The organism is Pseudomonas sp. R3.Fl, assembly GCF_023516765.1.
GTDB lineage: Bacteria > Pseudomonadota > Gammaproteobacteria > Pseudomonadales > Pseudomonadaceae > Pseudomonas > Pseudomonas citronellolis.
Genome location: NZ_JAMGSO010000001.1, coordinates 1586289 through 1608936, shown reverse-complemented (window position 1 = coordinate 1608936; position 22648 = coordinate 1586289). Strand labels below are relative to the sequence as shown.

Annotated in this window: 24 protein-coding genes; 9 read left to right on the top strand and 15 right to left on the bottom strand. The window is 68.3% G+C overall.

The window, feature by feature from the left end:
• Nucleotides 1–14 precede the first annotated feature (14 nt).
• The gene (locus M8R19_RS06730) at nucleotides 15–500 is read left to right on the top strand and encodes a hypothetical protein (RefSeq protein WP_249917382.1); all 486 of its coding nucleotides are present in this window, start codon (nucleotides 15–17) and stop codon (nucleotides 498–500) included.
• A 777-nt stretch (nucleotides 501–1277) separates the two neighbouring features.
• Here M8R19_RS06730 and M8R19_RS06725 read toward each other — a convergent pair.
• The 3 genes from M8R19_RS06725 to M8R19_RS06715 form a co-directional block, all read right to left on the bottom strand.
• Entirely contained in the window at nucleotides 1278–2141 is an 864-nt protein-coding gene (locus tag M8R19_RS06725) for a DMT family transporter (protein ID WP_083426718.1), read from the bottom strand.
• Nucleotides 2142–2205: 64 nt separating this feature from the next.
• Nucleotides 2206–2547: a tRNA-binding protein gene (locus tag M8R19_RS06720; protein ID WP_009620426.1), complete on the bottom strand. Its 342-nt coding sequence runs from the start codon at nucleotides 2545–2547 to the stop codon at nucleotides 2206–2208.
• A 77-nt stretch (nucleotides 2548–2624) separates the two neighbouring features.
• Entirely contained in the window at nucleotides 2625–3386 is a 762-nt protein-coding gene (locus M8R19_RS06715) for a helix-turn-helix transcriptional regulator (protein WP_249917381.1), read from the bottom strand.
• A 124-nt stretch (nucleotides 3387–3510) separates the two neighbouring features.
• Between M8R19_RS06715 and M8R19_RS06710 the strand changes: the two genes are divergently transcribed.
• Nucleotides 3511–4323 carry a UDP-2,3-diacylglucosamine diphosphatase gene (locus tag M8R19_RS06710; protein ID WP_116423149.1) on the top strand — a complete coding sequence of 271 codons (813 nt, stop codon included), beginning with the start codon at nucleotides 3511–3513 and terminating at the stop codon, nucleotides 4321–4323.
• Nucleotides 4320–5348, top strand: coding sequence for a glycosyltransferase family 4 protein (locus tag M8R19_RS06705; RefSeq protein ID WP_249917380.1), 1029 nt, complete (start codon nucleotides 4320–4322; stop codon nucleotides 5346–5348). The genes M8R19_RS06710 and M8R19_RS06705 overlap by 4 nt, the downstream gene beginning before the upstream one ends.
• Before the next feature lie 3 nt (nucleotides 5349–5351).
• Here the strand turns inward: M8R19_RS06705 and M8R19_RS06700 are convergent, their stop codons facing one another.
• Nucleotides 5352–5603: a hypothetical protein gene (locus M8R19_RS06700; RefSeq protein WP_009620418.1), complete on the bottom strand. Its 252-nt coding sequence runs from the start codon at nucleotides 5601–5603 to the stop codon at nucleotides 5352–5354.
• A 211-nt stretch (nucleotides 5604–5814) separates the two neighbouring features.
• On the opposite strand from M8R19_RS06700, the gene M8R19_RS06695 reads away from it, so the two are divergent.
• On the top strand, nucleotides 5815–6942 hold the full coding sequence (locus tag M8R19_RS06695; protein WP_249917379.1) for a GNAT family N-acetyltransferase: 1128 nt from the start codon (nucleotides 5815–5817) through the stop codon (nucleotides 6940–6942).
• An 88-nt stretch (nucleotides 6943–7030) separates the two neighbouring features.
• Here M8R19_RS06695 and M8R19_RS06690 read toward each other — a convergent pair whose 3' ends face one another.
• From M8R19_RS06690 to M8R19_RS06665, 6 genes are all read right to left on the bottom strand, one after another.
• Entirely contained in the window at nucleotides 7031–7297 is a 267-nt protein-coding gene (locus tag M8R19_RS06690) for a DUF2790 domain-containing protein (protein ID WP_043270980.1), read from the bottom strand.
• A gap of 416 nt (nucleotides 7298–7713) precedes the next feature.
• Entirely contained in the window at nucleotides 7714–8178 is a 465-nt protein-coding gene (locus M8R19_RS06685; RefSeq protein ID WP_082657051.1) for an REP-associated tyrosine transposase, read from the bottom strand.
• 149 nt (nucleotides 8179–8327) lie between these two features.
• Complete coding sequence (locus M8R19_RS06680; RefSeq protein ID WP_249917378.1) at nucleotides 8328–10160, bottom strand: ABC transporter ATP-binding protein; 1833 nt, start codon at nucleotides 10158–10160, stop codon at nucleotides 8328–8330.
• 75 nt (nucleotides 10161–10235) lie between these two features.
• Nucleotides 10236–10796 carry a peptidylprolyl isomerase gene (locus M8R19_RS06675; protein ID WP_043271553.1) on the bottom strand — a complete coding sequence of 187 codons (561 nt, stop codon included), beginning with the start codon at nucleotides 10794–10796 and terminating at the stop codon, nucleotides 10236–10238.
• A gap of 30 nt (nucleotides 10797–10826) precedes the next feature.
• Nucleotides 10827–11618 (bottom strand): alpha/beta fold hydrolase, encoded by a 792-nt coding sequence (locus M8R19_RS06670; protein ID WP_074977261.1) that lies wholly within the window; start codon nucleotides 11616–11618, stop codon nucleotides 10827–10829.
• Nucleotides 11619–11633: 15 nt separating this feature from the next.
• Complete coding sequence (locus M8R19_RS06665; RefSeq protein ID WP_249917377.1) at nucleotides 11634–12557, bottom strand: PA3225 family LysR-type transcriptional regulator; 924 nt, start codon at nucleotides 12555–12557, stop codon at nucleotides 11634–11636.
• Nucleotides 12558–12612: 55 nt separating this feature from the next.
• On the opposite strand from M8R19_RS06665, the gene M8R19_RS06660 reads away from it, so the two are divergent.
• From M8R19_RS06660 to rarD, 4 genes are all read left to right on the top strand, one after another.
• A complete protein-coding gene (locus M8R19_RS06660; RefSeq protein WP_249917376.1) occupies nucleotides 12613–12927 on the top strand; it encodes a 3-phosphoglycerate kinase in 315 nt (104 codons plus the stop codon).
• Nucleotides 12928–13076: 149 nt separating this feature from the next.
• Nucleotides 13077–13676, top strand: coding sequence for an FMN-dependent NADH-azoreductase (locus tag M8R19_RS06655; RefSeq protein WP_074977260.1), 600 nt, complete (start codon nucleotides 13077–13079; stop codon nucleotides 13674–13676).
• Between the two features lie 398 nt (nucleotides 13677–14074).
• Nucleotides 14075–14938, top strand: coding sequence for a carboxylate/amino acid/amine transporter (locus tag M8R19_RS06650; RefSeq protein ID WP_249917375.1), 864 nt, complete (start codon nucleotides 14075–14077; stop codon nucleotides 14936–14938).
• Complete coding sequence (gene rarD / locus M8R19_RS06645; protein WP_116423156.1) at nucleotides 14935–15846, top strand: EamA family transporter RarD; 912 nt, start codon at nucleotides 14935–14937, stop codon at nucleotides 15844–15846. Before M8R19_RS06650 ends, rarD begins: the two co-directional genes overlap by 4 nt.
• A 200-nt stretch (nucleotides 15847–16046) precedes the next feature.
• Here rarD and M8R19_RS06640 read toward each other — a convergent pair whose 3' ends face one another.
• From M8R19_RS06640 to M8R19_RS06620, 5 genes are all read right to left on the bottom strand, one after another.
• Nucleotides 16047–16649 carry a C40 family peptidase gene (locus M8R19_RS06640; RefSeq protein ID WP_058072860.1) on the bottom strand — a complete coding sequence of 201 codons (603 nt, stop codon included), beginning with the start codon at nucleotides 16647–16649 and terminating at the stop codon, nucleotides 16047–16049.
• Nucleotides 16650–17018: 369 nt separating this feature from the next.
• Nucleotides 17019–17426 (bottom strand): NUDIX hydrolase, encoded by a 408-nt coding sequence (locus tag M8R19_RS06635; RefSeq protein ID WP_249917374.1) that lies wholly within the window; start codon nucleotides 17424–17426, stop codon nucleotides 17019–17021.
• Nucleotides 17427–17434: 8 nt separating this feature from the next.
• On the bottom strand, nucleotides 17435–17965 hold the full coding sequence (locus tag M8R19_RS06630; RefSeq protein ID WP_249917373.1) for a dihydrofolate reductase family protein: 531 nt from the start codon (nucleotides 17963–17965) through the stop codon (nucleotides 17435–17437).
• A 97-nt stretch (nucleotides 17966–18062) separates the two neighbouring features.
• Nucleotides 18063–19373, bottom strand: a complete 1311-nt coding sequence (locus M8R19_RS06625; protein WP_249917372.1) for a mechanosensitive ion channel family protein — start codon at nucleotides 19371–19373, stop codon at nucleotides 18063–18065.
• A gap of 162 nt (nucleotides 19374–19535) precedes the next feature.
• Nucleotides 19536–20900, bottom strand: coding sequence for an MFS transporter (locus M8R19_RS06620; RefSeq protein ID WP_058072859.1), 1365 nt, complete (start codon nucleotides 20898–20900; stop codon nucleotides 19536–19538).
• 134 nt (nucleotides 20901–21034) lie between these two features.
• On the opposite strand from M8R19_RS06620, the gene M8R19_RS06615 reads away from it, so the two are divergent.
• A complete protein-coding gene (locus tag M8R19_RS06615; protein ID WP_249917371.1) occupies nucleotides 21035–22399 on the top strand; it encodes a DEAD/DEAH box helicase in 1365 nt (454 codons plus the stop codon).
• Nucleotides 22400–22648: the final 249 nt, after the last annotated feature.

Sequence of the window (22648 nt, the reverse complement as noted above, 5' to 3'; positions counted from 1 at the left end):
GAGGTGCAATCAAGATGTCGTCGCAAGCCGTGTTCAAGTCGATCGCCGCTGCCTTGGCCCTGAGCCTGTCGGCCGCCGCCGTGGCCGGGCCGCCCGGTTATGGTCCCGGCCCGGGGCATGGTTGGGGCCCGGGCCCCGGGCATGGTCACGGCCTGCCGGATTACGCGCGGTCGCTGTGGATCGGTAGTGCGCTCTATTTCGTCGCTGCGGGCACCTACTACCTGTGGAACGCCGACCGCCGCCAGTACGTGGTGGTGGAGCCGCCGCCGGCGGTGCAGCAGGCGCCGGCGGGTGTGAGCTACGACGTGATCGCCTACCCGGCGCGCGGGCAGACGCCCGACCAGCAGAGCCGTGACCGCTACGAGTGCCATACCTGGGCCGTGGGCCAGAGCGGCTTCGACCCGGCCGCGGCCAGCCAGGCGCCGGTGCCGGGCGTGGCGGATACCTACCGGCGGGCGTTGGGTGCCTGCCTGAACGGGCGTGGCTACAGCATCAACTGAAACAACCGGCCCCGGGCCGGACCGAACAGGCCGCTTCGCAGGCAATCGTGCGGTGAGTCCTTGGCAATCCCTCCCCAGGGCAAGGAGTCGGGTTACGCATGCTGCGGGGCGGCCTTCTTATTTTTTCTGGGGGGATGGTTTCCGGGAGTGTGCTTTAGAAGAGCGCCCTCTCCCCAGCCCTCGGCTGCGCGCCCCGCCCTGAAGGGAGAGGGGCTGTCCTGAGCTGTTGGAGAGTTCGGAGTCATCCTGAGACGCCTATCTCCCCCTCGTCATTCCCGCGAACGCGGGAATCCAGTGGCTTTGGGTTCGCGAGCAAGCTCGCTCCTACGAAGAGCAAAAGCAGCTCTGCTCTGGCTTTTGCTCTTGAGTCTTCCAGAGAAACATCCGCGCACTCCGAAACGCCCCTTCAGAAGGCCGAGCGAAACCGGCGCTCAGGAGGTCATGCGACATGGATGTCGCGAGAGCCCCGCGGGCTACAGGGACGTACCCTCGGGGCGGGCCTCCGTGGCGGGGGAGTTCGCGAGGGTAGCCCGGCTCCATCGGGCCCGTATGTTGGGGCAAGCCTTTTTGGTTCCTTTTGTGGCGTTTGACAAAAGGGACTCGCCCGAGGGGGCGAAACAAAAAATCTCCGCAGACTCGGAGCGGCGCGCTACACCCAGCCCAACCCCGAAGAAGTCTCTGGGTTCCCGCGTTCGCGGGAATGACGAGGTAGAAATCGGAGCAAGAGGGCCAGGTATGCAAGCCAGACCATGGACCCACCCAAAAAACTGACACTCGCTACGCCGCACTACGCGCACTGAGGAAGGTGGCGAAGATGATCAGCGCGCCACCGGCCAGCATCCGCAGGCTCGGCTGTTCGCCGAACAGCACGGCGGCGAAGGCAATGCCGTAGACCGGCTCCAGGGCGAAGATCACCGCCGCGGTGCGCGCCTTGATCAGTTGCAGGCTGGCGACGAACAGGCTGTGCGCCACGCCCGTGCACAGTACCCCCAGCAACACCAGCCACAGCCAGTCCAGCGCCCGCACCGCGGGCAGTTCGAACAGCGCCAGCGGCGCCAGGCAGAGGACGATGGTGAGGTTCTGCGCGAAGGCCGAGAGGATCGGGTCCAGCCCGCGCACGCTGGCGCGGTTGGCCAGCGACAGCAGGGCGAACAGCAGGCCCGAGACTATGCCCCAGAACAGCCCGGCGGTGGCGCCCTGGCTGAAGTCCAGGTTCGGCGTCACCAGCACCAGGCCCAGGCACACCAGCCCCACCACCAGGTATTCGGCGCGGCGGATGCGTTCGCGAAACAGCAGCCCCTCCAGCAGCACGGTGAAGGCCGGGAAGCTGGCGAAACCCAGGGTGGCCACGGCGACGTTGCCCACCTTCACAGCGAGAAAGAAGGTCAGCCAGTGCGCGCACAGCAGCAGCCCGCTGCCGGCCAGCGCGGCGGCCTGGCGCAGGCTTGGCCGCGGCTGCGCCGCCAGGTGCCCGGCGAAGGCGCCGCCCAGCGCCGCCAGGCCGAACAGCGCGCGGCCGAAGACGATCACCAGCGGGGCGGCGAGGATGAGTTTGCCGAAGATGCCGCTCAGGCCGAACATCAGGGCGCCTACGTGCAGGCCGATCAGGGCCGAGCGGGGTGTCAGTCGGGGAACGCGCATTGCTTCTCTATCTATCGCAGGACCGCAGGTGCTTGATGAGCCAGTCGCCCGGCGGTGAAAGGCCTCAGGCCAGGCGCGCGCCGTTGGGCAGCGGCTTGTCGAAGCCGGCCAGCACCACTTTGTCGTCGCTGTCGTAGACGCCGGTGACCAGCACTTCCGAGCGCACCCCGGCGATCGACTTGGGGGCGAAGTTGCAGACGCACAGGACCTGGCGGCCGAGCAGTTCGTCGAGGGAATAGTGCGCGGTGATCTGCGCGCTGGAGGTCTTCAGCCCCAGCGGGCCGAGGTCGACCTGCAGGATGTACGCCGGCTTGCGCGCCTTGCTGTTGGGTTCGGCGTGGACGATGGTGCCCACGCGCAGTTCGACGCGCTCGAAATCCTGCCACTCGATGGTCTCTGCCGACATCGCTGATCTCCTCAGCTCATCTTCTCAATAATGGGGCGGCAGTCTAGGGCGTGGCGGGGCGTTTGTCTGTCGCGCGGCTAGCGGGAATTGTCGCGCGCCTCGCGGCGGATCTGCCGCGGCGTGCTGCCGAACTGGCGGACCAGGGCGGCGGTGAAGGCGCTCTGCGAGGCGTAGCCGACCCGCGCGGCGATCTCGCCCACCGCCAGGTGCGTGGCGCAGAGCAGCTCGCGGCCCAGTTGCAGGCGGCGCTGGCGCACGTAGTCCATGGGCGTCTGCCCGGTCTCGGCGAGGAAGCGGGCGTGGAAGCGCGCCGCCGACAACCCGGCCAGCCGCGCCAGGTCGGCGACCTGCAGCGGGTGCCCGGCGTGGCGGTCGACATAGGCGTCCAGGCTGGCCAGCGGCAGGCGCGTCGGCTCCTCGGCGGCGTGCATGCCGGCCAGGCTGGCGAGCAGCAGCAGGGCGCCCTGGCGGGCGATCACCGGGTCCTGCAGGGGACTGGCGGCCAGCCAGTGCACCAGTTGCCCCTGGGCCGGGTTCAGGGCCAGGGCGGCGGGGCGTTCCAGCAGGCGGCGGATGCTCTGTGCGTGCTCGCCCAGGCCGCGCAGCAGCAGGTCCTCGTCTTCCAGGTCGAACACCAGGCACTGGCTGCCGCCGGGGGCGGCGCAGGCGTGGTGCGCGCCGCGCGGGACCACCGCGAAGTGCTGGCGGGTGACGCGGCTGCCCAGGCCGCCGACCTCGAACTCCAGGTCGCCGGACAGCCCCAGGACCAGCTGCGCGTGGTCGTGGCTGTGGGCGAGGTGCTCGTGGCTGTAGCGGCGCAGGGAGAGGATCTGGCTCATGGCGGGCTCCGGGGGCAGGCCCACAGTCTAGCGCGGCGCAGGCTGTCACGGGACTGTCGCGCGGCCGTCATGCGCGGGTCACCGCCGGGCCGGAAAATCGACTAAACCCCGCCGGAGGCCGCCCATGACCAGCGCCCAACGCCTGATGCCGACCAAGAAACAACGGGTGCGCACCCTGTGGATATCCGACGTCCACCTGGGCACGCGCGACTGCCAGGCCGAGCACCTGGCGGGCTTCCTCAAGCGCTACCACGCCGAGCGCATCTACCTGGTGGGCGACATCATCGACGGCTGGAAGCTGCGCGGCGGCATCTACTGGCCGCAGGCGCACACCAACGTGATCCGCCGCCTGCTGACCATGAGCAAGCGCGGCACCGAGGTGATCTACGTCACCGGCAACCACGACGAGTTCCTGCGCCGCTATTCCACGCTGCTGCTGGGCAACATCCGCCTGGTCGACGAGATCGAGCACACCACCGCCGACGGCCGCCGCCTGCTGGTGATCCACGGCGACCAGTTCGACGTCATCACCCGTTACCACCGCTGGCTGGCGTTCCTCGGCGACTCGGCCTACGAGTTCACCCTGACCCTCAACCGCTGGCTGAACCACTGGCGCAGCCGCTACGGCTACGGTTACTGGTCGCTGTCGGCGTACCTGAAGCACAAGGTGAAGACCGCGGTGAACTTCATCAGCGACTTCGAGGAAGCCATCGCCCATGAAGTCCACAAGCGTGGGCTGAACGGCGTGGTCTGCGGGCACATCCACCACGCAGAGATCCGCCAGATCGGCGAGGTGGAGTACCTCAACTGCGGCGACTGGGTGGAGTCCTGCACGGCGCTGATCGAGCACTGGGACGGCAGCATCCAGCTCTACCGCCTGGCCGAGGAGCAGCTCCAGGGCGCCAGCGAGGCCATCGTCGCCGAGCCGGCGGCATGAGGCTGCTGATCGTCAGCGACGCCTGGGCGCCGCAGGTGAACGGCGTGGTGACCAGCCTGCGCGCGCTGGTCGCTGAACTGGAAGCCATGGGGCACCAGGTGCGCCTGCTGTCGCCGGCCGAGTTCCGCAGCCGGCCCTGCCCGAGCTACCCGGAAATCCCCCTGGCCTGGGACCTGTGGAAGGTCGGCCCGGCCATCGAGGCCTTCGCCCCGGACTGCGTGCATCTCGCGACCGAGGGCCCGTTGGGCTGGGCCGCGCGGCGCTGGCTGTTGCGCCGCGGCCTGGCCTTCACCACGGCGATCCACACGCGCTTCCCGGAATACCTGAACAACCGCTGGCCCTGGCTGCCGCTGGCGTTCGGCTATGCCATGCTGCGCCGCTTCCACGCCCCCAGCGCAGCAGTGCTGGTGAGCAGCGAGCGCATGCGTGGCGCCTTCACCGACTGGGGCGTGCAGGCCCTGGAGTTGTGGCGCAAAGGCGTGGATACCACGCAATTCCAGGCGGGACCGGGACCCGCCGAGGGCCCGGTGTTCCTCTATGTCGGGCGCCTGGCGCCGGAGAAGAACCTGGAAGCCTTCCTCGACCTAGACCTGCCCGGGCTCAAGCGGGTGGTGGGCGACGGCCCGTCACGCGGCGAGCTGCAGGCGCGTTATCCCCAGGTGGAATTCCTCGGCTACCGCCATGGCGAGGCGCTGGCTGAGGCCTATCGCGCGGCCAGTGTGCTGGTGTTCCCTTCGCGCACCGACACCCTCGGCCTGGTGATGTACGAGGCCCTGGCCTGCGGCACGCCGGTGGCTGCCTTCCCGGTGTCGGGCCCGCTGGACGTGCTGGAGGAGGGCGTCACCGGGGCCATCGATCCCGACCTGGGCAAGGCCTGCCTGCGCGCCCTGGCGCTGGACCGCCAGGCCTGCGCCGAGTGGGCCGCCGGGCAGTCCTGGCGGCTCTCGGCGCAACAGTTCCTGGCCCTGCAGCGGCCGCTCGGCGAGCCGGGCGGGGTGGTCGAGGCCGAGGTCCTGGCCGACTGAGGCCTAGTGGAACAGGTCGCGGTCGCTGTCCAGGCTCTGGTCCACCAGCCACTTGCCGTGGGCGATGGAGGCGTGCTGCGCGGCGTCCAGATCGGCGAGGAAGGCCATCTTCGTCGGCAGCGGCTGGCGCCGTGTGCTGCGTCCGTCCGGGGCGATGATCTGGCAGCCGCCGGCATAGGGCGTGGGCAGCCCCGGGTGTTCGAAGACGCGGGCGATGATGGTGTAGTCGCGATGGGTGCATTGCAGGGTTTGCATGGCATGGACCTCGCTGTCGGGCCAGGGGGCGCCGCCTGCGCCATTGCCGGCGCCAGGCGCCGCGCCGCTCTGGCGTGGCTGTCCCGCTTGGGGCGGGGCCTGTGCTTTCGCGTATCCCCACCTTAGAACAGCAGGCCGGCCGTGCAAGGACGGGGCGACGAAGGGCGCCGCGGCACTTTTCTTCCGCCGCGCCCGGCGCCAGACTGTCGGCATGCCTATCCATAGACTTTCCCGCCTCGGCGACCTAGCGCCCGGCCAGTGGGACGCCCTGCTGCCGGACGCCCAGCCGTTCCTGCGCCACGCCTTCCTCGCCAGCCTGGAGGACAGCGGCGGCGTCACCGCGCGCACCGGCTGGCGCCCGGCGCACCATGTGCTGCTCGACGACGCCGGGCGGCTGCGCGCGGCGCTGCCGGCCTACGTGAAGGCGCATTCCTACGGCGAATACGTGTTCGACTGGGGCTGGGCGGACGCCTGCCAGCGCGCCGGCATCCGCTACTACCCCAAGCTGCTGGTGGGCGTGCCCTTCTCACCGGTGAGCGGTGCGCGCCTGCTCGGCACGGACGAGGGCATCGCCGAGTTGCTGGGCGTGCTGGCCGAGGGCACTGCGGAAGGCGTGTGGTCCGGCGTGCACGTGAACTTCACCGATCCGCGCGCCGATGGGTTGATCGCCGCGCAGGACGGCTGGCTGGAACGCCTGGGCTGCCAATATCACTGGTTCAATCGCGGCTACCGGGATTTCCAGGACTTCCTCGACGCCCTGGCCTCGCGCAAGCGCAAGCAACTGCGCAAGGAGCGTGAGCAGGTGGCGGGGCAGGGCATGGAGTTCCGCTGGATGGAGGGGCCCGAGCTGGCCGAGGCCGACTGGGACTTCGTCTACGCCTGCTACGCCAGCACCTACGAGGTGCGCGGCCAGGCGCCGTATCTGACGCGGGAGTTCTTCAGCCTGCTGGCCGAGCGTATGGGCGAGGCGATCCGCGTGGTCTTCGCCCGCCGCAACGGACGGCCGGTGGCCATGGCCTTCAGCCTGGTGGATGGCGACACCCTCTACGGGCGCTACTGGGGTTGCCTGGCGGAGTACGACCGCCTGCACTTCGAAACCTGCTTCTACCAGGGCCTGGACTACGCCCTGGCCGCCGGGCTGCGCCGCTTCGACGCCGGCGCCCAGGGCGAGCACAAGCTGATCCGCGGCTTCGAGCCGGTGCTCACGCGCTCCTGGCACCAACTGGGGCACCCGGGCCTGCGCGCCGCGGTGGATGACTTCCTCGCCCAGGAACGCGCCGGCATCCGCGCCTACGCCGAGGAGGCGCGGGCGGCGCTGCCTTACCGGCAGGCGGAGTAGGAGGAAGTCGGGTAGAAGGTCGGCCCCCGGCCGCTACGACAGGCTCGCGGGGTGGCCAAGTCGGCCAGGGACCGAGACCGGGTGGGGCTCAGACGTGGCTCGCCTGGCCGCCCCATTCGAGGAAGCGCACGCGGTGCGTGGTGCCCTCGTGGTCCTGGTACACGAGGTAGGCGGGGACCATGCCCACCTTGTGCGAGTTGTCGGTACGGTGCAGCACCTTGTCGATGTCCAGCGGCATGCCGTAGTGGTATTCGACCGTCGGAAGGTCGGCGCCCGGCTCCTTGATCGCGTCCTGGGCGAAGACCATGGGAGCGAGGCTGGAAAGCACCGCCGATACGACAGAAGCAATCTTCATTCTGGTGGTCCTCATAGCGAAGGGGATGAAGCCTCGCCCTGGAGCACTGGCATCCGATGTCTGGCCGCGGGTCCGGGGGCGGGCAGGGGGCGATGCTTCAGGCGTCCACCGCATGGCGGGGCGTGGAACAGATATGACCACCGAACCACCCCACGCGAGAAATTGATGTGCTTGCTAATGATCATCGACCAGGGTGATGCGGCGACTTGTCGCAGGGTTCGGGATAGAGGCTTAAGGCTTCATTAACGGACAGGGCGATATGCCGCAGGAATCCTGTAGGAGCGGGCCCTGCCCGCGATTCGCGCGCAGGGCGCGCTCCTACAAGGTGCGGTGCTTTGCGAATGGGCTGGGCGGGAGATTCGGCGTCAACCTGTAGGAGCGGGCCCTGCCCGCGATTTCGCGCGCAGGGCGCGCTCCTACAGCCAGACCGCGTTCCAGAAGGGGTAGTCGCCAACCTTGGCCACCAGGCCGGCACGTAGGGGATTGGCGACGACGTAGCGTGCGGCGGCACGCAGGTCCTCGTCTCGGCGCAGTGCGCGATCATGATACGCCCGTGCCCATAGTGTTCCGGACCTGCCCAGACACTGGTTCACGTGCCGGGCACTGCATGATTTCAGACGGTTCACAAGACTGTTCAAGCTCGCCCCAGAACCGATCTGGAGCAGCCAGTGGGCATGGTCGGGCATCAGTACCCAAGCCAGCATATGGCCGTCGTCGAGGAGCCTCGGGTCGCCGAAGCAGCGCGCTGCCGCACAGGCGGCAGGAAAGCAGCGAAAAATGGGGGTGCGGTCGTATGTGGTGGTCGTAACCAGGTAGGTCGTATGAGGCTGGGAAAACCGACCTTTGCGCAGCGCCGAATGGCCCGGGGATTGCTCGTCCATATTCAGTCCTCAGGGGAAAGGACTGAATATCGCTTCCAATCCCTGAGGAAAGAGCGCTGGCCGCTACCGAATGCGCTGCCCGCCCTGTAGGAGCGGGCCCTGCCCGCGAAATCGCGCGCAGGGCGCGCTCCTACAGGGGGGATTGCGGGTTAATCCACCCCCACGAACCCGCCGGTCTGGTGGCGCCACAGGCGGGCGTAGAGGCCGCCGTGTTCGATCAGTTCGGCGTGGCTGCCGCTTTCGACGATGCGGCCGTGTTCCAGCACCACCAGGCGGTCCATGCGGGCGATGGTGGAGAGGCGGTGGGCGATGGCGATCACTGTCTTGCCTTGCATCAGCGTTTCCAGGCTTTCCTGGATGGCCGATTCCACTTCCGAATCCAGCGCCGAGGTGGCTTCGTCGAGGATCAGGATCGGCGCGTCCTTGAGCAGCACGCGGGCGATGGCGATGCGTTGGCGCTGGCCGCCGGAGAGCTTCACGCCGCGCTCGCCGACGTGGGCGTCGAGGCCGGTGCGGCCCTGGGCGTCGTACAGCTGCGGGATGAACTCGCTGGCGCGGGCCTTGCGCACCGCCTCCTGCAGTTCTTCCTCGCTGGCGCCGGGGCGGCCGTAGAGCAGGTTGTCGCGGATCGAGCGGTGCAGCAGCGAGGTGTCCTGGGTGACCATGCCGATCTGCGCGCGCAGGCTCTCCTGGGTCACGTGGGCGATGTCCTGGTCGTCGATCAGGATGCGCCCGCCTTCCAGGTCATACAGGCGCAGCAGCAGGTTGACCAGGGTCGACTTGCCGGCGCCGGAGGGTCCGACCAGGCCGATCTTCTCGCCCGGGCGCACCACTAGGTCCAGGCCCTGGATCAGGCCGCTGCCCTTGCCGTAGCTGAAGTCCACCTTGTCGAAGTGCACCTCGCCGCGTTCCACCACCAGCGGCTTGGCGTCGGGCGCGTCGACCACCTGGCGGGGGATGGCGATGGTCTGCATGCCGTCCTGCACCTGGCCGATGTTCTCGAAGATGCCGCCGACCACCCACATGATCCAGCCGGACATGTTGTTGATGCGGATCACCAGGCTGGTGGCCAGGGCGATGGCGCCCACCGAGATCAGCTCCTGGCTCCACAGCCACAGGGCCAGGCCCGTGGTGCCGGCGATGAGGATGCCGTTCATGATGGTGATGCTGACGTCCATCGAGGTCACCACGCGCCCGGCGCGCTGGGCCTTGTGCGTCTGCTCGGCGATGGCCTCGCGGGCGTAGTCCTCTTCCTGGCGGGTGTGGGCGAACAGCTTGAGGGTGGTGATGTTGGTGTAGCCGTCGACGATGCGCCCCATCAGCTTGGAGCGCGAGTCCGAGGCGGCCACCGAGCGGCGCTTCACCTGCGGCACGAAGTAGGCGAGGGCGCCGACGTAGGCGATCACCCAGAGCACCAGGGGGATCATCAGCCGCCAGTCGGCCTCGGCGAACAGCACCAGGGCGCTGAGGGTGTAGATCGCCACGTGCCACAAGGCGTCCACCACCTGCACCGCCGAGTCGCGCAGCGAGTTGCCGGTCTGCATGATGCGCTGGGCGATGCGCCCGGCGAAGTCGTTCTGGAAGAAGCCCAGGCTCTGCTTGAGCACGTAGCGGTGGTTCTGCCAGCGGATCAGGTTGGTCATGCTGGGGTTGATGCTCTGGTGCACCAGCATGTCGTGCAGGGCGTTGAACAGCGGGCGCAGCACCAGCGCCACCACGGCCATCCAGGCCAGTTCGTTGCCGTGCAGGCGGAAGAAGTCGGTGGGCGCGGTGTTCTGCGCCAGGTCGACGATGCGCCCCAGGTAGCTGAACAGCGCCACCTCGATCAGGGCGACGATCAGGCCGACCACCAGCAGGATCGAGAACACCGGCCAGACCTGGCGCAGGTAGTAGGTGTAGAAGCGCCAGACGTCGGCCGGCGGCATGTGCTCGGGGGCGTCGCGGAAGGGGTCGATGAGCTTTTCGAAGCGGCGGTAGAGCATGATGTCTCTCGGTTGTCGCGGGCCCGTCCTGGGCCCGCCGTTTCAGGCCTCCGTCAGCGTGGGAATCGGGGATTCTCAGAGACGCTTGGCGGAGAGTATGACCACCGGCTCGGCTGGCACGTTCTGGTACATGCCGCGGTTGGTGGTGGGCACCTTGGCGATCATGTCGACCACGCCCATGCCGCGCACGACCTTGCCGAACACGGCGTAGCCGAAGTCGCGCTGGCCGTGGTCGAGGAAGTCGTTGTCGGTCAGGTTGACGAAGAACTGGCTGGTGGCCGAGTTCACGTCGCTGGTGCGGGCCATGGCCAGGGTGCCGCGGGCGTTGAGCAGGCCGTTGTCGGCCTCGTTCTTGATCGGCTCGCCGGTGTCCTTCTCCTGCATCTTCTCGGTGAAGCCGCCGGTCTGCACCATGAAGCCGGGGATCACCCGGTGGAAGATGGTGCCGTTGTAGAAGCCGCTGTCGACGTAGCCGAGGAAGTTCTTCACGCTGATCGGCGCCTTGGCGCTGTCGAGTTCCACCTCGATCTCGCCCAGGGTGGTGGACAGCAGCACGTGGGGTTTCGCCGGGTCGGCGGCGAGCGCCGAGGTGGCCAGGACGAGGGTACAGGCGGCGAGCAGGAAGCGTTTGAACAGGGTCATTTTGCGGATGTTTCCTGAGATGTTTTAGGAATGGTCTACCTGCTCGAGGAAGTCGAGCAGGGTGCTGTTGAAGGCTTGCGGCTGGTCCAGCGGGGTGGCATGGCGCGAATCCTCGATCACCACCAGGCGCGCGTTGGGCAGGCGCTCCACGTAGGCCTGCTTGAGCGTCACCGGGGTGTAGTCGCGGTCGGCGCTGACCACCAGTGTCGGACAGGTTATGCGCCCGAGGCGCTCCTGCACACCCCAGCCGATGATGGCGTGCAGGCTGGAAAGGTAAGCGCGTTTGTCGTTCTGCGGCCAGCGTTGCTCGATCTTGCGCCGCAGGTCGGCCTGCTCCGGCTTGGGGAACAGCAGCTTGCCGAGGGCCTTGCCCACGGTGTCCAGGCCCAGCACGTGGGCGAGGAACAGCCGGCGCGCCACTTCCAGGTATTCGCGCAGGGTGCGTGGCTTCACTTCCGGGGCGCTGTTGACGATGGTCAGGCTCTTGAGCAGTTCCGGCCGGCGGGTGGCCAGCTCGAAGCCGATCATCCCACCCATGCTGATGCCCACCAGGTGCACCGGGGCCAGGCGCAGTTCCTCGATCAGCGCCGCCACGTCCTCGGCGAAGCCGGTAATGCTGTAGCGCTCGCGGGGCTTGTCGGACTGGCCGTGGCCGCGCACGTCGAGGGCGATCACCCGGTGCCGCCGGAGCAGTTCCGGCACCTGGTACTCCCAGTCGCGGCTGCTCGAGCCCAGGCCGTGCACCAGCAGCACGGGCGTGCCCTGGCCGCTGTCCTCGAAGTACAGGCGCTGGCCGTCGTGGTGCAGGTAGGGCATCGGCGGTTCTCCGGGTCAGGCGCTCGGTGGCGCGGCGAAAGGGGCGTCCAGGGGCACGTTGGCGAAGGTCTTCAGCAGTTCGACGAGGATCTGCGTGGCCGGGCCCAGGGGTTTTTCCTTGTTCGGGTAAAGATAGAAGCGGCTCTCGCGGGTGACGCCCTGGGTCAGCGGCAGCGGCTTGAGCGAGCCGTCGCGCAGTTCGCGCTCGATCATGTGCCGCGGCAGCCAGGCGAAGCCCAGGCCGTTGCCGACGAAGGTGGCGGCGGTGGCCAGGCTGCCCACCGTCCAGCGCTGCTCGGCGCCCAGCCAGCCGACGTCGCGCGGCTGCAGGCGGCCGGAGTCGCGGATGACCACCTGCATCTGGGTTTCCAGGTCCTGGTGCGTCAGCTCGCGCTGCAGGCGGTGCAGCGGATGGTCCGGGTTGGCCACGGCGACGAATTCCACGGTGCACAGGTCGGCGCCCAGGTAGCCGGCGATGTTCAGGCCGCTGATGGCCAGGTCCGCATGGCCCTGCTGCAGCGCCTCTTCGACGCCGGAAAGCACCTCCTCGCGCAACAGCACGCGGCAGCCGCGACTCTGCGGCACGAACGCGGACAGCGCGCGGACCAGCCGCAGGGTGGGGTAGGCGGCATCCACCACCAGGCGCACTTCCGGCTCCCAGCCCTGCTCCATGTGGTGGGCCAGCTCCTCCAGCTGGCCGGCGCTCTTCACCAGTTGCCGCGAGCGCCGCAGCAGCACCTCGCCGGCCTCGGTGAGCACCGCCTTGCGGCCGTCGATGCGCAGCAGCGGCACGCCGAGCTGCTCCTGCATGCGCGCCACCGTATAGCTGATGGAAGACTGCGAGCGGTGCAGGGCCTCGGCGGCCTGGGCGAAGCCGCCGTGGTCGACCACCGCCTGCAGCGTGCGCCATTGATCCAGGGTAACGCGGGGCGCTTTCATCCTCGCCTCCTCTTGTCTAATCTGGCGCTCTGCCTGAACCGAGCGAGACCGCCACATGAAAAGAATCTGCTGTGCGTTGCTGCTGTCGCTGCCGTTGACCGCCCTGGCCTACCCGATCGAGGTGGAGAAGTCCCTCAACGGCACGGAGATCGACGTCCAGACCCAGGACATCGGCGACAGCATGGGCGCCGTGCTGTTGCAGAACTACGGCAAGCAGGACGTCGCCTGCAGCGCGGTGTTCCAGAACGGCCCGGAGTCGCCCAAGGTGCGCAAGACGGTGCTCGCCGCCGGCAAGTCCAGCAACCTCACCGCCAGCTTCGGCCGCGCCATCATCAAGCTGCGCATCAAGCTGACCTGCAACCCGGCCTGAGCCGGCAGCGCATGTTCTCCAGACTAGGAGCAGACGCGGTACAAATCAACTAAATCGATATTTTGAAGCAATTATTTCTGCTTTTTTATCGATAAGTCATTCCATAAGCTGACCTCCATCGACGCAAACGACCGCTGGAGGTCAAGCCCATGTCCCGTGTTCTGGTAATCGAAAGCAGCGCCCGCCAACAAGGTTCGGTCTCCCGCCAGCTGACCGCCGAGTTCATCGCCAACTGGCGCGCCGCCCACCCCGCCGACGAGATCCAGGTCCGCGACCTGGCGCTGGAACAGGTGCCGCACCTGGACGCCGACCTGCTGGGCGGCTGGATGAAGCCGGCCGAGCAGCACAGCGCCGCCGAGCAGGCCGCGCTGCAGCGTTCCAACCTGCTCACCGAGGAGCTGCTGGCCGCCGACGTGCTGGTGCTGGCCGCGCCCATGTACAACTTCGCCATCCCCAGCACCCTGAAGTCCTGGCTGGACCACGTGCTACGCGCCGGCGTCACCTTCAAGTACACCGAGACCGGTCCCCAGGGCCTGCTCGGCGGCAAGCGCGCCTACATCCTGACCAGCCGCGGCGGCGTGTACGCCGGCGGCCCGCTGGACCACCAGGAACCCTACCTGCGCCAGGCCCTGGCCTTCATCGGCATCCACGACGTCACCTTCGTCCACGCCGAGGGCCTGAACATGGGCGCCGAGTTCGCCGAGAAGGGCCTGGCCAAGGCCCGCGAGCAACTGGCCGCGGTGGCCTGACCATAGATTCCGGCTTACCACTTGCGCGCCCGTCGCTCCTGGGCGCGACGCCCGGTCGACGCACTTCCCCCGCGAATGTCGATCGGGCTTTTTCTTTGGCGGGGTTCGCGAGCAAGCTCGCTCCTACAGGAGCCCGACGCTTTTCGTAGGAGCGAGCTTGCTCGCGAACGAGGTTCTCCGCGATGACATGGGGCGCTGGCCCTGCCGGCGGGATCGTGGATGAATCCTATCCACGTCGTTCCCATGTAGGAGCGCGCCCTGCGCGCGAATCGCGGGCAGGGCCCGCTCCTACAGGTCGACGCTGAACCTCCCGTTCATGCCGGAGAGCACCCAGGCCCTTTCTTCGCCCCGGCAAAACCGCTATTTTCCACGCCCCTTTTCGGTGCGCCTGTTCGGTCATGCCTTACCTGCTTTTCGTAACCGTCCTCTGGGCGTTTTCCTTCAGCCTGATCGGTGAATACCTCGCCGGCCAGGTCGACAGCTATTTCGCCGTGCTCACCCGGGTGCTGCTGGCTGGCGCGGTGTTCCTGCCCCTGACGCGCTGGCGCGGAGTGGCGCCACGCTTCATCGGTGGGGTGATGCTGGTCGGCGCGCTGCAGTTCGGCATCACCTACGTCTGCCTGTACCAGAGCTTCCGGGTGCTGACGGTGCCCGAGGTGCTGCTGTTCACCGTGCTCACGCCGCTGCACGTGGCGCTGATCGACGACGCCCTGAACCGCCGCTTCAACGCCTGGGCGCTGCTGGCCGCGGCGGTGGCCGTGCTGGGCGCGGCGATCATCCGCTACGACGGCGTCAGCGGCGACTTCATCGAGGGCTTCCTGCTGCTGCAGCTGGCCAACGCCACCTTCGCCGCCGGCCAGGTGCTGTACAAGCACCTGGTGGCGCGCTACCCGTCGGACATCCCGCAGTACCGGCGCTTCGGCTACTTCTTCGTCGGCGCGCTGCTGGTCGCGCTGCCCGGCTGGGCGCTGCTGGGCAACCCGGCCAAGCTGCCGACCACCGACGTGCAGTGGCTGGTGCTGCTGTTCATGGGCCTGCTGGCCACCGCCCTCGGGCAGTTCTGGTGGAACAAGGGGGCTACGCTGGTGGATGGCGGCACCCTGGCGGTGATGAACAACCTGCACGTGCCGGTGGGGTTGCTGATCAACCTGCTGATCTGGAACGAACATGCCGACCTGGCCCGCCTGGCCCTGGGCGGCGGGGTGATAGTGGCGTCGCTCTGGGTGAACCGCCTGGGGCTGGCGCGGAGGGCCGTGGCATGAACATTTCCGGTCGCGGCGTCGCCCTCTCCCTGGCCGCCTCGGTGCTCTTCGTCACGCTGCCGGGCTACCTGCGCTGGTTGGCGCCGCTGGACAGCATCCAGATCGTGGCGCACCGGGTGGTCTGGTCGATCCCCATGGTCCTGCTGCTGGTGGCCTTCACCGGCCAGGGCGGCGTGCTGCGCGATGCCGGCCGGCGCCTGCTGCGCGAGCGCTGGCTGCTGCTGTGCTTCCCGCTGAGCGCGGCGATGATGCTGGTGCAGTGGGGCGTGTTCATCTACGCGCCCATGGTCGGCCAGACCCTGCAGCTGTCCCTGGGCTACTTCCTGCTGCCGCTGACCATGGTGCTCTGCGGCCGGCTGTTCTACGGCGAGCGCCTGACGCCGCTGCAGGGCATCGCTGTGGCCTGCGCGCTGGTCGGCGTGCTCCACGAGCTGTGGCTGACCCGCGCCTTCTCCTGGTTCAGCCTGATCACCGCCCTGGGTTATCCACCGTATTTCATGCTGCGCCGGCGCATGGGCGTGGACGCGCTGTCCGGCTTCGTCTTCGAGATGCTGGTGCTGCTGCCCTTCGCCCTGTGGACCATCTGGCACTTCGGCGACCTCCAGGTGTTCGCCGAGACGCCGCGGCTGTGGGCGCTGCTGCCGATGCTGGGGTTGATCAGCGCCCTGGCCTTCGCCGCCATGATGGCCTCCAGCCGGCTGCTGCCCATGGGGTTGTTCGGCATCCTCAGCTATGTCGAGCCGATGCTGCTGTTCCTGCTGGCGGTGCTGTTCCTTGGCGAGGCGTTCCAGCCGCAGCAGCTGTGGACCTACGGGCCGATCTGGCTGGCCATCCTGCTCACCGGCTGGGACAGCGCGCGGCTGCTGCGCAAGCAGGCGCGGCGCGAGCGGCGGGGTGGTGGGGCGTGATGAGGCACGCTTTCAGCCACGCCATTTCAATGTAGGAGCGCGCCCTGCGCGCGATTCGCGGGCAGGGCCCGCTCCTACAGCCCTGCCCAACCGTGGGGCGAATAACCGTTCGCGGTTATCCGCCGTTGGCCCCGCGTCCATGAAAAACGCCGTTTTCCCTGCCCGGGAAAACGGCGTTTTTGTTCTTGCGGCGCGGGCCCTTACTCGAAGCGATTGCCCGGCAGGTCGGCCTTGGCCAGGGTCTCCGGCAGCACGCGCTTGGCCGCCAGGTAATGGCGTTGCCAGTACTTGTCGTTGAGGTTGGCCACCTTCACCCGCTGCCCGCGGCGCGGGGCATGGACGAAGCGGTCGTTGCCGACGTAGATGCCCACGTGGTCGACGTTGCGGCTGCGGATGCGGAAGAACACCAGGTCGCCGGGCTGCAGGTCGCGGCGCGCCACCTTGGGGTTGCTGCTCTGGTAGATGGCCCGGGCGGTGCGCGGCAGCTCGACGTCGTCGACGTCGCGGAACACGTACTTGACCAGGCCGCTGCAGTCGAAACCCTTGGGCGAGGTGCCGCCCCAGCGGTAGGGCGTGCCGATCATGCTGAAGGCGCGCTGGGTGACCTGGTGGGCGTCACTGGGCTGCTGCTTCGCCGGCTGGGCGATGCTCAGCAGCTCCTTGCCCTGTACCGGGACACGGAGTTCGAGGGGAGCGGGCGCGTAGGAACGCGTGGCCCGTGGAGAAGCTTCCACCCCGGTTACAACGGCGGCCAAACTGGCTGCCAAGCCTATGGAAAGGCATGTCAAAAGGGTACTGCGCATTCGGCATGTCTTCTTTCTGGTTGTGGATGTAACCCAGACTCCGCTGGATCGCCGTTGCTCTTCGGCGGGCGATGGTTTCCTTTGGTCCGCGAAAAAATTCCGCGCATTCTGACCGACTTTTCGTGACAGTGTTTTGACCGTCCGTCGCTTCCGGGGAGCGCCGTGTGACTCGGCGGGCATTCGGTGACATGTGTTCGGACTGCCCGGTCGGGCGCCGACCTTATAGCCGAAAGCCCTATGCCAGGCGGGTTGCCGGGAGATGGCCGAGGTTCGCGCGAGGGTGGCCGGAAGGGGGCGGGAAGGGCGTGGAGTGGGACCTGATGTCGCAGGGAAAAACCCGACGAAATGCAGGCCCTCTGAGGTTTTTCGTCAGTTGGCGAGGTGTTCGCGCAGCGCCGGCAGAACTTTTTCGCGCAGCAGCGGCGCCAGCGGCTCGGGATGGCGGCCGTCTTCCAGCCAGGCCAGCTCTTCCAGTTCGGCGGCGGCGCTCACCGGGTGCGGCAGGCTGGCGACGAAGACGTGGGCGTCGACGCGGGTGTCGGCCTCGTTGGCCGCGGCGGCCTGGAAGTTGCCCAGCGGCCGCAGGGCGCTGGCCGGCAGGTTCAGGCCGAGTTCTTCCTGCAGCTCGCGCAGCAGCGCCTGCAGCGGGCTTTCGCCGGGTTCGCGCTTGCCGCCGGGGAGCATGAAGGCGCGGGTGCCGCGCTTGCGCACCAGCAGCAGGCGGCCGGCGTCGTCGAGCAGGCAGGCAGCGGCGATGTCGAGGGTGGTCTGGGGCATGCGGGGGCTCATTTGAGGACCTGGTAGCGCACCTGCACGATGCCGCTGGGGAAGCTGCGCTGTTCCAGCAACTGCAGGCGCCGTTCGAGCCCGATGCCGAACAGTGGGATGCCGGCGCCGAGCAGGTGCGGAATGATGCTGACGATCACCTCGTCGAGCAAGTCCGCCGCCAGGCAGTTGCCGGCCAGGCTGCCGCCGCCCACCAGCCAGATGCGCTGGCAGCCGCGGGCTTCGAGGTTGGCCAGGGCCTCGCTGGGCGGGCAGTGCTGCAGCTCCACCTGGGGCGAGGCCAGCGGCAGGCGGTTGGCGCGGGTGAGGACGATGGCCGGCTTGTCCGGGTAGGGCCAGTCGCCGAAGTCCAGGCATTGCAGGTAGGTGCCGCGGCCCATCAGCAGGCCGTCGATGCTGGCGTAGAAGGCTGAATAGCCATGGTCGTCGTCATGGCCGTCGAATGCGTCCAGCCAGTCGACGCTGCCGTCGGGGCGGGCGATGTAGCCGTCCAGGCTGCTGGCCACGTAATAGATGAGGGTGGCGGACACGATGTTTCTCCGGGAAAGGCGCGCGGAAGCGCGCGCCTGCCTTGAGCATGGCACCGGCCCGGGCGGGCGGCCAGGCCGGGGGCTGTCGCCCGTCCGATCAGGCCTGTTCCATGTCCAGCGCTGGGTGGCGTTCGCCGCGTCCCGCTGGCGCCGGCAGCAAACCTTGCAGCCCGCCACGCAGGTCCTGGCCGCTGGGTTGCTGGTAGACGCCCAGGCCGAACTCCGGCAGCACCGCCATCAGGTAGTCGAAGATGTCGCCCTGGATGCGCTCGTAGTCCAGCCACGCGGTGGTGCGGGTGAAGCAGTAGATCTCCAGGGGCACGCCTTCGGCGCCGGGCTGCAGCTGGCGGACCATGCAGGTCATGTGCGGGTGGATGTCCGGGTGGGCCTTGAGGTAGGCCTCGGCGTAGGCGCGGAAGGTGCCGATGTTGGTCAGCCGCCGGCGGTTGGCCGACAGCGGCACGTTGCCGGCGTTGGCCTGGTTCCACTCGCTCAGCTCGTCCTGCTTGCGCCGCAGGTAGTCGGTCAGCAGGCGCACGCCGGACAGCTTCTGCGCCTCGGCTTCGTCGAGGAAGCGCACCTGGCTGGCGTCGAGGTACAGGCTGCGCTTGATGCGCCGCCCGCCGGACTGCTGCATGCCGCGCCAGTTCTTGAACGACTCGGACATCAGGCGCCAGGTGGGCACCGAGACGATGGTCTTGTCCCAGTTCTGCACCTTCACCGTGTGCAGGGTGATGTCCACCACGTCGCCGTCGGCGCCGACCTGGGGCATCTCGATCCAGTCGCCCACGCGCAGCATGTCGTTGCTGGTCAGCTGCACGCTGGCGACAAAGCTCAGCAGGGTGTCCTTGTAGACCAGCAGCAGGACCGCGGACATGGCGCCCAGGCCTGAGAGCAGCAGCATCGGCGAGCGGTCGATGAGGATCGACACCACCACTATGCCGCCGAAGACGAAGAGGAACAGCTTGGCCAGTTGCACGTAGCCCTTGATCGAGCGGGTGCGGGCGTGTTCGGTGCGCGCGTAGATGTCCAGCAGGGCGTCGAGCAGGGCGCTCAGGGCCAGCAGCAGGAACAGCGCGGTGACCGCCATGGCCAGGTTGCGCAGGAAGGCCTCGGGCCTGCCGGCCAGGTTGGGGATCAGCGCCAGGCCGAACTGCACCACCAGCGATGGCACGGTCTGCGCCAGGCGCTGGAACACGCGGTTGTCGCGCAGGTCGGCGAGCCAGCTCAGGGCCGGCTGGCGCGCCAGCAGGTCGGCGGCGCGGCGGACCAGGAAGCGGGCCAGGCGGCCGACGATCCAGGCCACTGCGAGGAGGATGACGAGGCCGAGGGCGGCGCTGGTCAGCGGGTGTTGGTCGAGCAGGGCCCAGTAGCCCTGGAGGGTGGCGAGGGGAGAGGAAAGGTCCATAGGCCGGAAACATCCTTTGGATCGGGGCGCCAGTGCGGGGTGGCGCGTGGTGCGGAGGCTACGGGGTAGCCGCGAAGGCCCGGCCGCGGTGGCCGGGATGAGCGCGGCATTGTAACGGCAGGCTAGCGGCAGGGCCGAGCAGGATATTTCCGAAATGTAACCTCAGCCCGCCAGCTCCTCCAGGGTGCGCCCGCGGGTCTCGATGCCGAAGCCCCAGACCACCGCCGCGGCGACCAGGAAGCACAGCGCGCCGAGGGTGAACACGCCGCCCTGGCCGGCCACCGGCAGGACCAGGCCGCTGACGGTGGGCCCGAGCAGCGAGCCGACGCGCCCCACCGCCGAGGCGAAGCCCGAGCCGGTGGCGCGCGCCGAGGTGGGGTACAGCTCCGGGGTATAGGTGTAGAGCACCGCCCACATGCCGAACAGGAAGAACTGCATGGCCAGGCCGAAGCCGATCAGCAGCGCCAGGCTGCCGCCGAACACCGCGGTCTGGCCGTAGGCATAGGCCATGGCGCCGCCGCCCAGGAGCATCAGCACGCAGCTGGGCTTGCGGCCCCAGCGCTCCACCAGCCAGGCGGCGCAGAGGAATCCGGGGATGCCGGCCAGGGAGATCAGCACCGTGTAGTACACCGACTGCGTCACGGCGAAGCCGGATTGCTGCAGCAGCGCGCTGAGCCAGGAGGTCAGCCCGTAGAAGCCGAGCAGGGCGAAGAACCACAGGCTCCAGACCGTCAGGGTGCGGCTGCGGTAGGCCGGCGACCAGAGTTCGGCGAAGGCGCTGAAGAAGCCCGGGCGGCTCGGCTCGGGGCGCGCCAGGGCCTGCGGCTCGGGCAGGCTGGATAGCTTCAGCGAGGCCATCACCCGCGCCTCGATGCGCTGCAGCGAGCGCTCGGCCTTGTCCGCCAGCCCGGCCTGTTCCAGCCAGCGCGGCGATTCCGGGACCATGAAGCGGATGGCCAGGACGAACAGCGCCGGGAAGGCCAGCAGCAGGAACAGGCTGCGCCAGCCGGCCGCCGGCAGCACGAAGTAGGACAGGCAGCCGGCGGCGATGAAGCCCAGCGGCCAGAAGCCGTCCATGAGGGCGATGTAGCGGCCGCGGGCCCTGGCCGGGATCATCTCCGAGAGCAGCGACTGGGCGATGGGGAATTCCATGCCCATGCCGATGCCCAGCAGCACGCGGTACAGCGTCAGGCTCTGCACGTCGCCGGCGGTGGAGCACAGGTAGCTGGCCAGGCCCCAGAGCACGATGCTCCACTGGAACACCGGCTTGCGCCCGAAGCGGTCGGCGAGCATCCCCGACAGCGCCGCGCCCAGGACCATGCCGAAGAAGCTGGAGCTGGCCAGCAGCCCGGCCTGGGCGCTGGACAGGCCGAACTCGGCTTTGATCGAGCCGAGCAGGAAGGTCATCATCGCCAGGTCCATGGAGTCGAAGAAGAACGCCAGGGCGATGATCACGAAGATCAGCCGGTGGTAGGGGCTCAGCGGCAGGCGCTCGAGGCGCTCGGCGGCGGTGGGGCGATGCGGCATCTCGACACTCCTCGGGCTGTCCTGCGGCCAGTCTGGGACGGGCCTGCGCGGTGGACTTGCCCGAGGGCGACACGGGGCGTGCGGATCGCGACCGGCGAATAAAACCTGCTTTCGGGCGCGGCAACCGTTAGGCTATGCAGCTATTTGGTCCTTTCGTCTTCCCGAGGTCTGCCTTGTTCGCCCAATTCGCCCTCCACGAACGCCTGCTCAAGGCGCTGGAAACCCTGTCCTTCACCGAGCCGACCGCCGTCCAGGCCGCGGCCATCCCGAAGGCGCTGGAGGGCCGCGACCTGCGCGTGACCGCGCAGACCGGCAGCGGCAAGACCGCCGCCTTCGTGCTGCCGCTGCTGCACCGCCTGCTCAGCGAGGAGAAACCCAGGAGCGGCGCCCGCGCGCTGATCCTGCTGCCGACCCGCGAGCTGGCCCAGCAGACCCTCAAGGAAGTCGAGCGCTTTGCCCAGTTCACCTTCATCAAGGCCTGCCTGATCACCGGCGGCGAGGACTTCAAGGTGCAGGGCGCGCGCCTGCGCAAGAACCCTGAGATCATCATCGGCACCCCCGGCCGGCTGAACGAGCAGTTCAACGCCGGCAACCTGCCGCTGGGCGACGTCGAGGTGCTGGTGCTGGACGAGGCCGACCGCATGCTCGACATGGGCTTCGCCGAGGACGTGCTCAAGCTTGCCGGCGCCTGCCCGGCGCAGCGCCAGACCCTGTTGTTCTCCGCCACCGCCGGCAGCGGCCTGCACGCGATGGTCGAGCAGGTCCTGCGCGAGCCGGAAAGCCTGCAGCTGAACCGCGTCAGCGAGCTGAACGAGGACATCGCGCAGCAGGTCATCCTGGTCGACGACAACGCCCACAAGGAAGCCATTCTGCACTGGCTGCTGGAGAACGAGACCTTCGACAAGGCCATCGTCTTCACCAACACCCGCGTCCAGGCCGACCGCCTGACCGGCCGGCTGATCGCCGCCGGGCACAAGGTCTTCGTGCTGCACGGCGAGAAGGACCAGAAGGACCGCAAGCTGGCCATCGAGCGCCTGAAGCAGGGCGCGGTGAAAATCCTCGTCGCCACCGACGTGGCCGCCCGCGGCCTGGATGTCGAGGGCCTGGACCTGGTGCTGAACTTCGACATGCCGCGCCGCGGCGACGAGTACGTGCACCGTATCGGCCGCACCGGCCGCGCGGGCGAGGCCGGCCTGGCCATCTCGCTGGTGTCGCACAGCGACTGGAACCTGATGTCGAGCATCGAGCGCTACCTCAAGGTGCGTTTCGAACAGCGCACCATCAAGGAGCTCAAGGGCAGCTACAAGGGGCCGAAGAAGGTCAAGGCCTCGGGCAAGGCCGCCGGCACCAAGAAGAAAAAGACCGATTCCGGCAAGAAGGCCGGGGCCAAGCCCGCCGCCAAGCGCAAGCCGGCGAACAAGCCGAAGGCGGCGCCCTCGTCGGTGGTCAGCAACGACGGCATGGCGCCGCTCAAGCGCAAGAAGCCGGCTATCGAGTAAGTCGTAGCCCGCGCGGGCCCTGCCCGCGATCGCGCGCAGGGCGCGCTCCTACAGGTTGACGCTGAACTTCTCGCACACGCCGAACAGCCCCGTAGAATGGGTTGAGCGAAGCGATACCCATCGCCATGACCGCATGGGTTTCGCAATACGAAGAGCGCCTCGGCGTAGTTTGCGCCAGGGCTTTTCGTAGGAGCGAGCTTGCTCGCGAACGGATTCCGCAGCGGGGCTCGTTCGCGAGCAAGCTCGCTC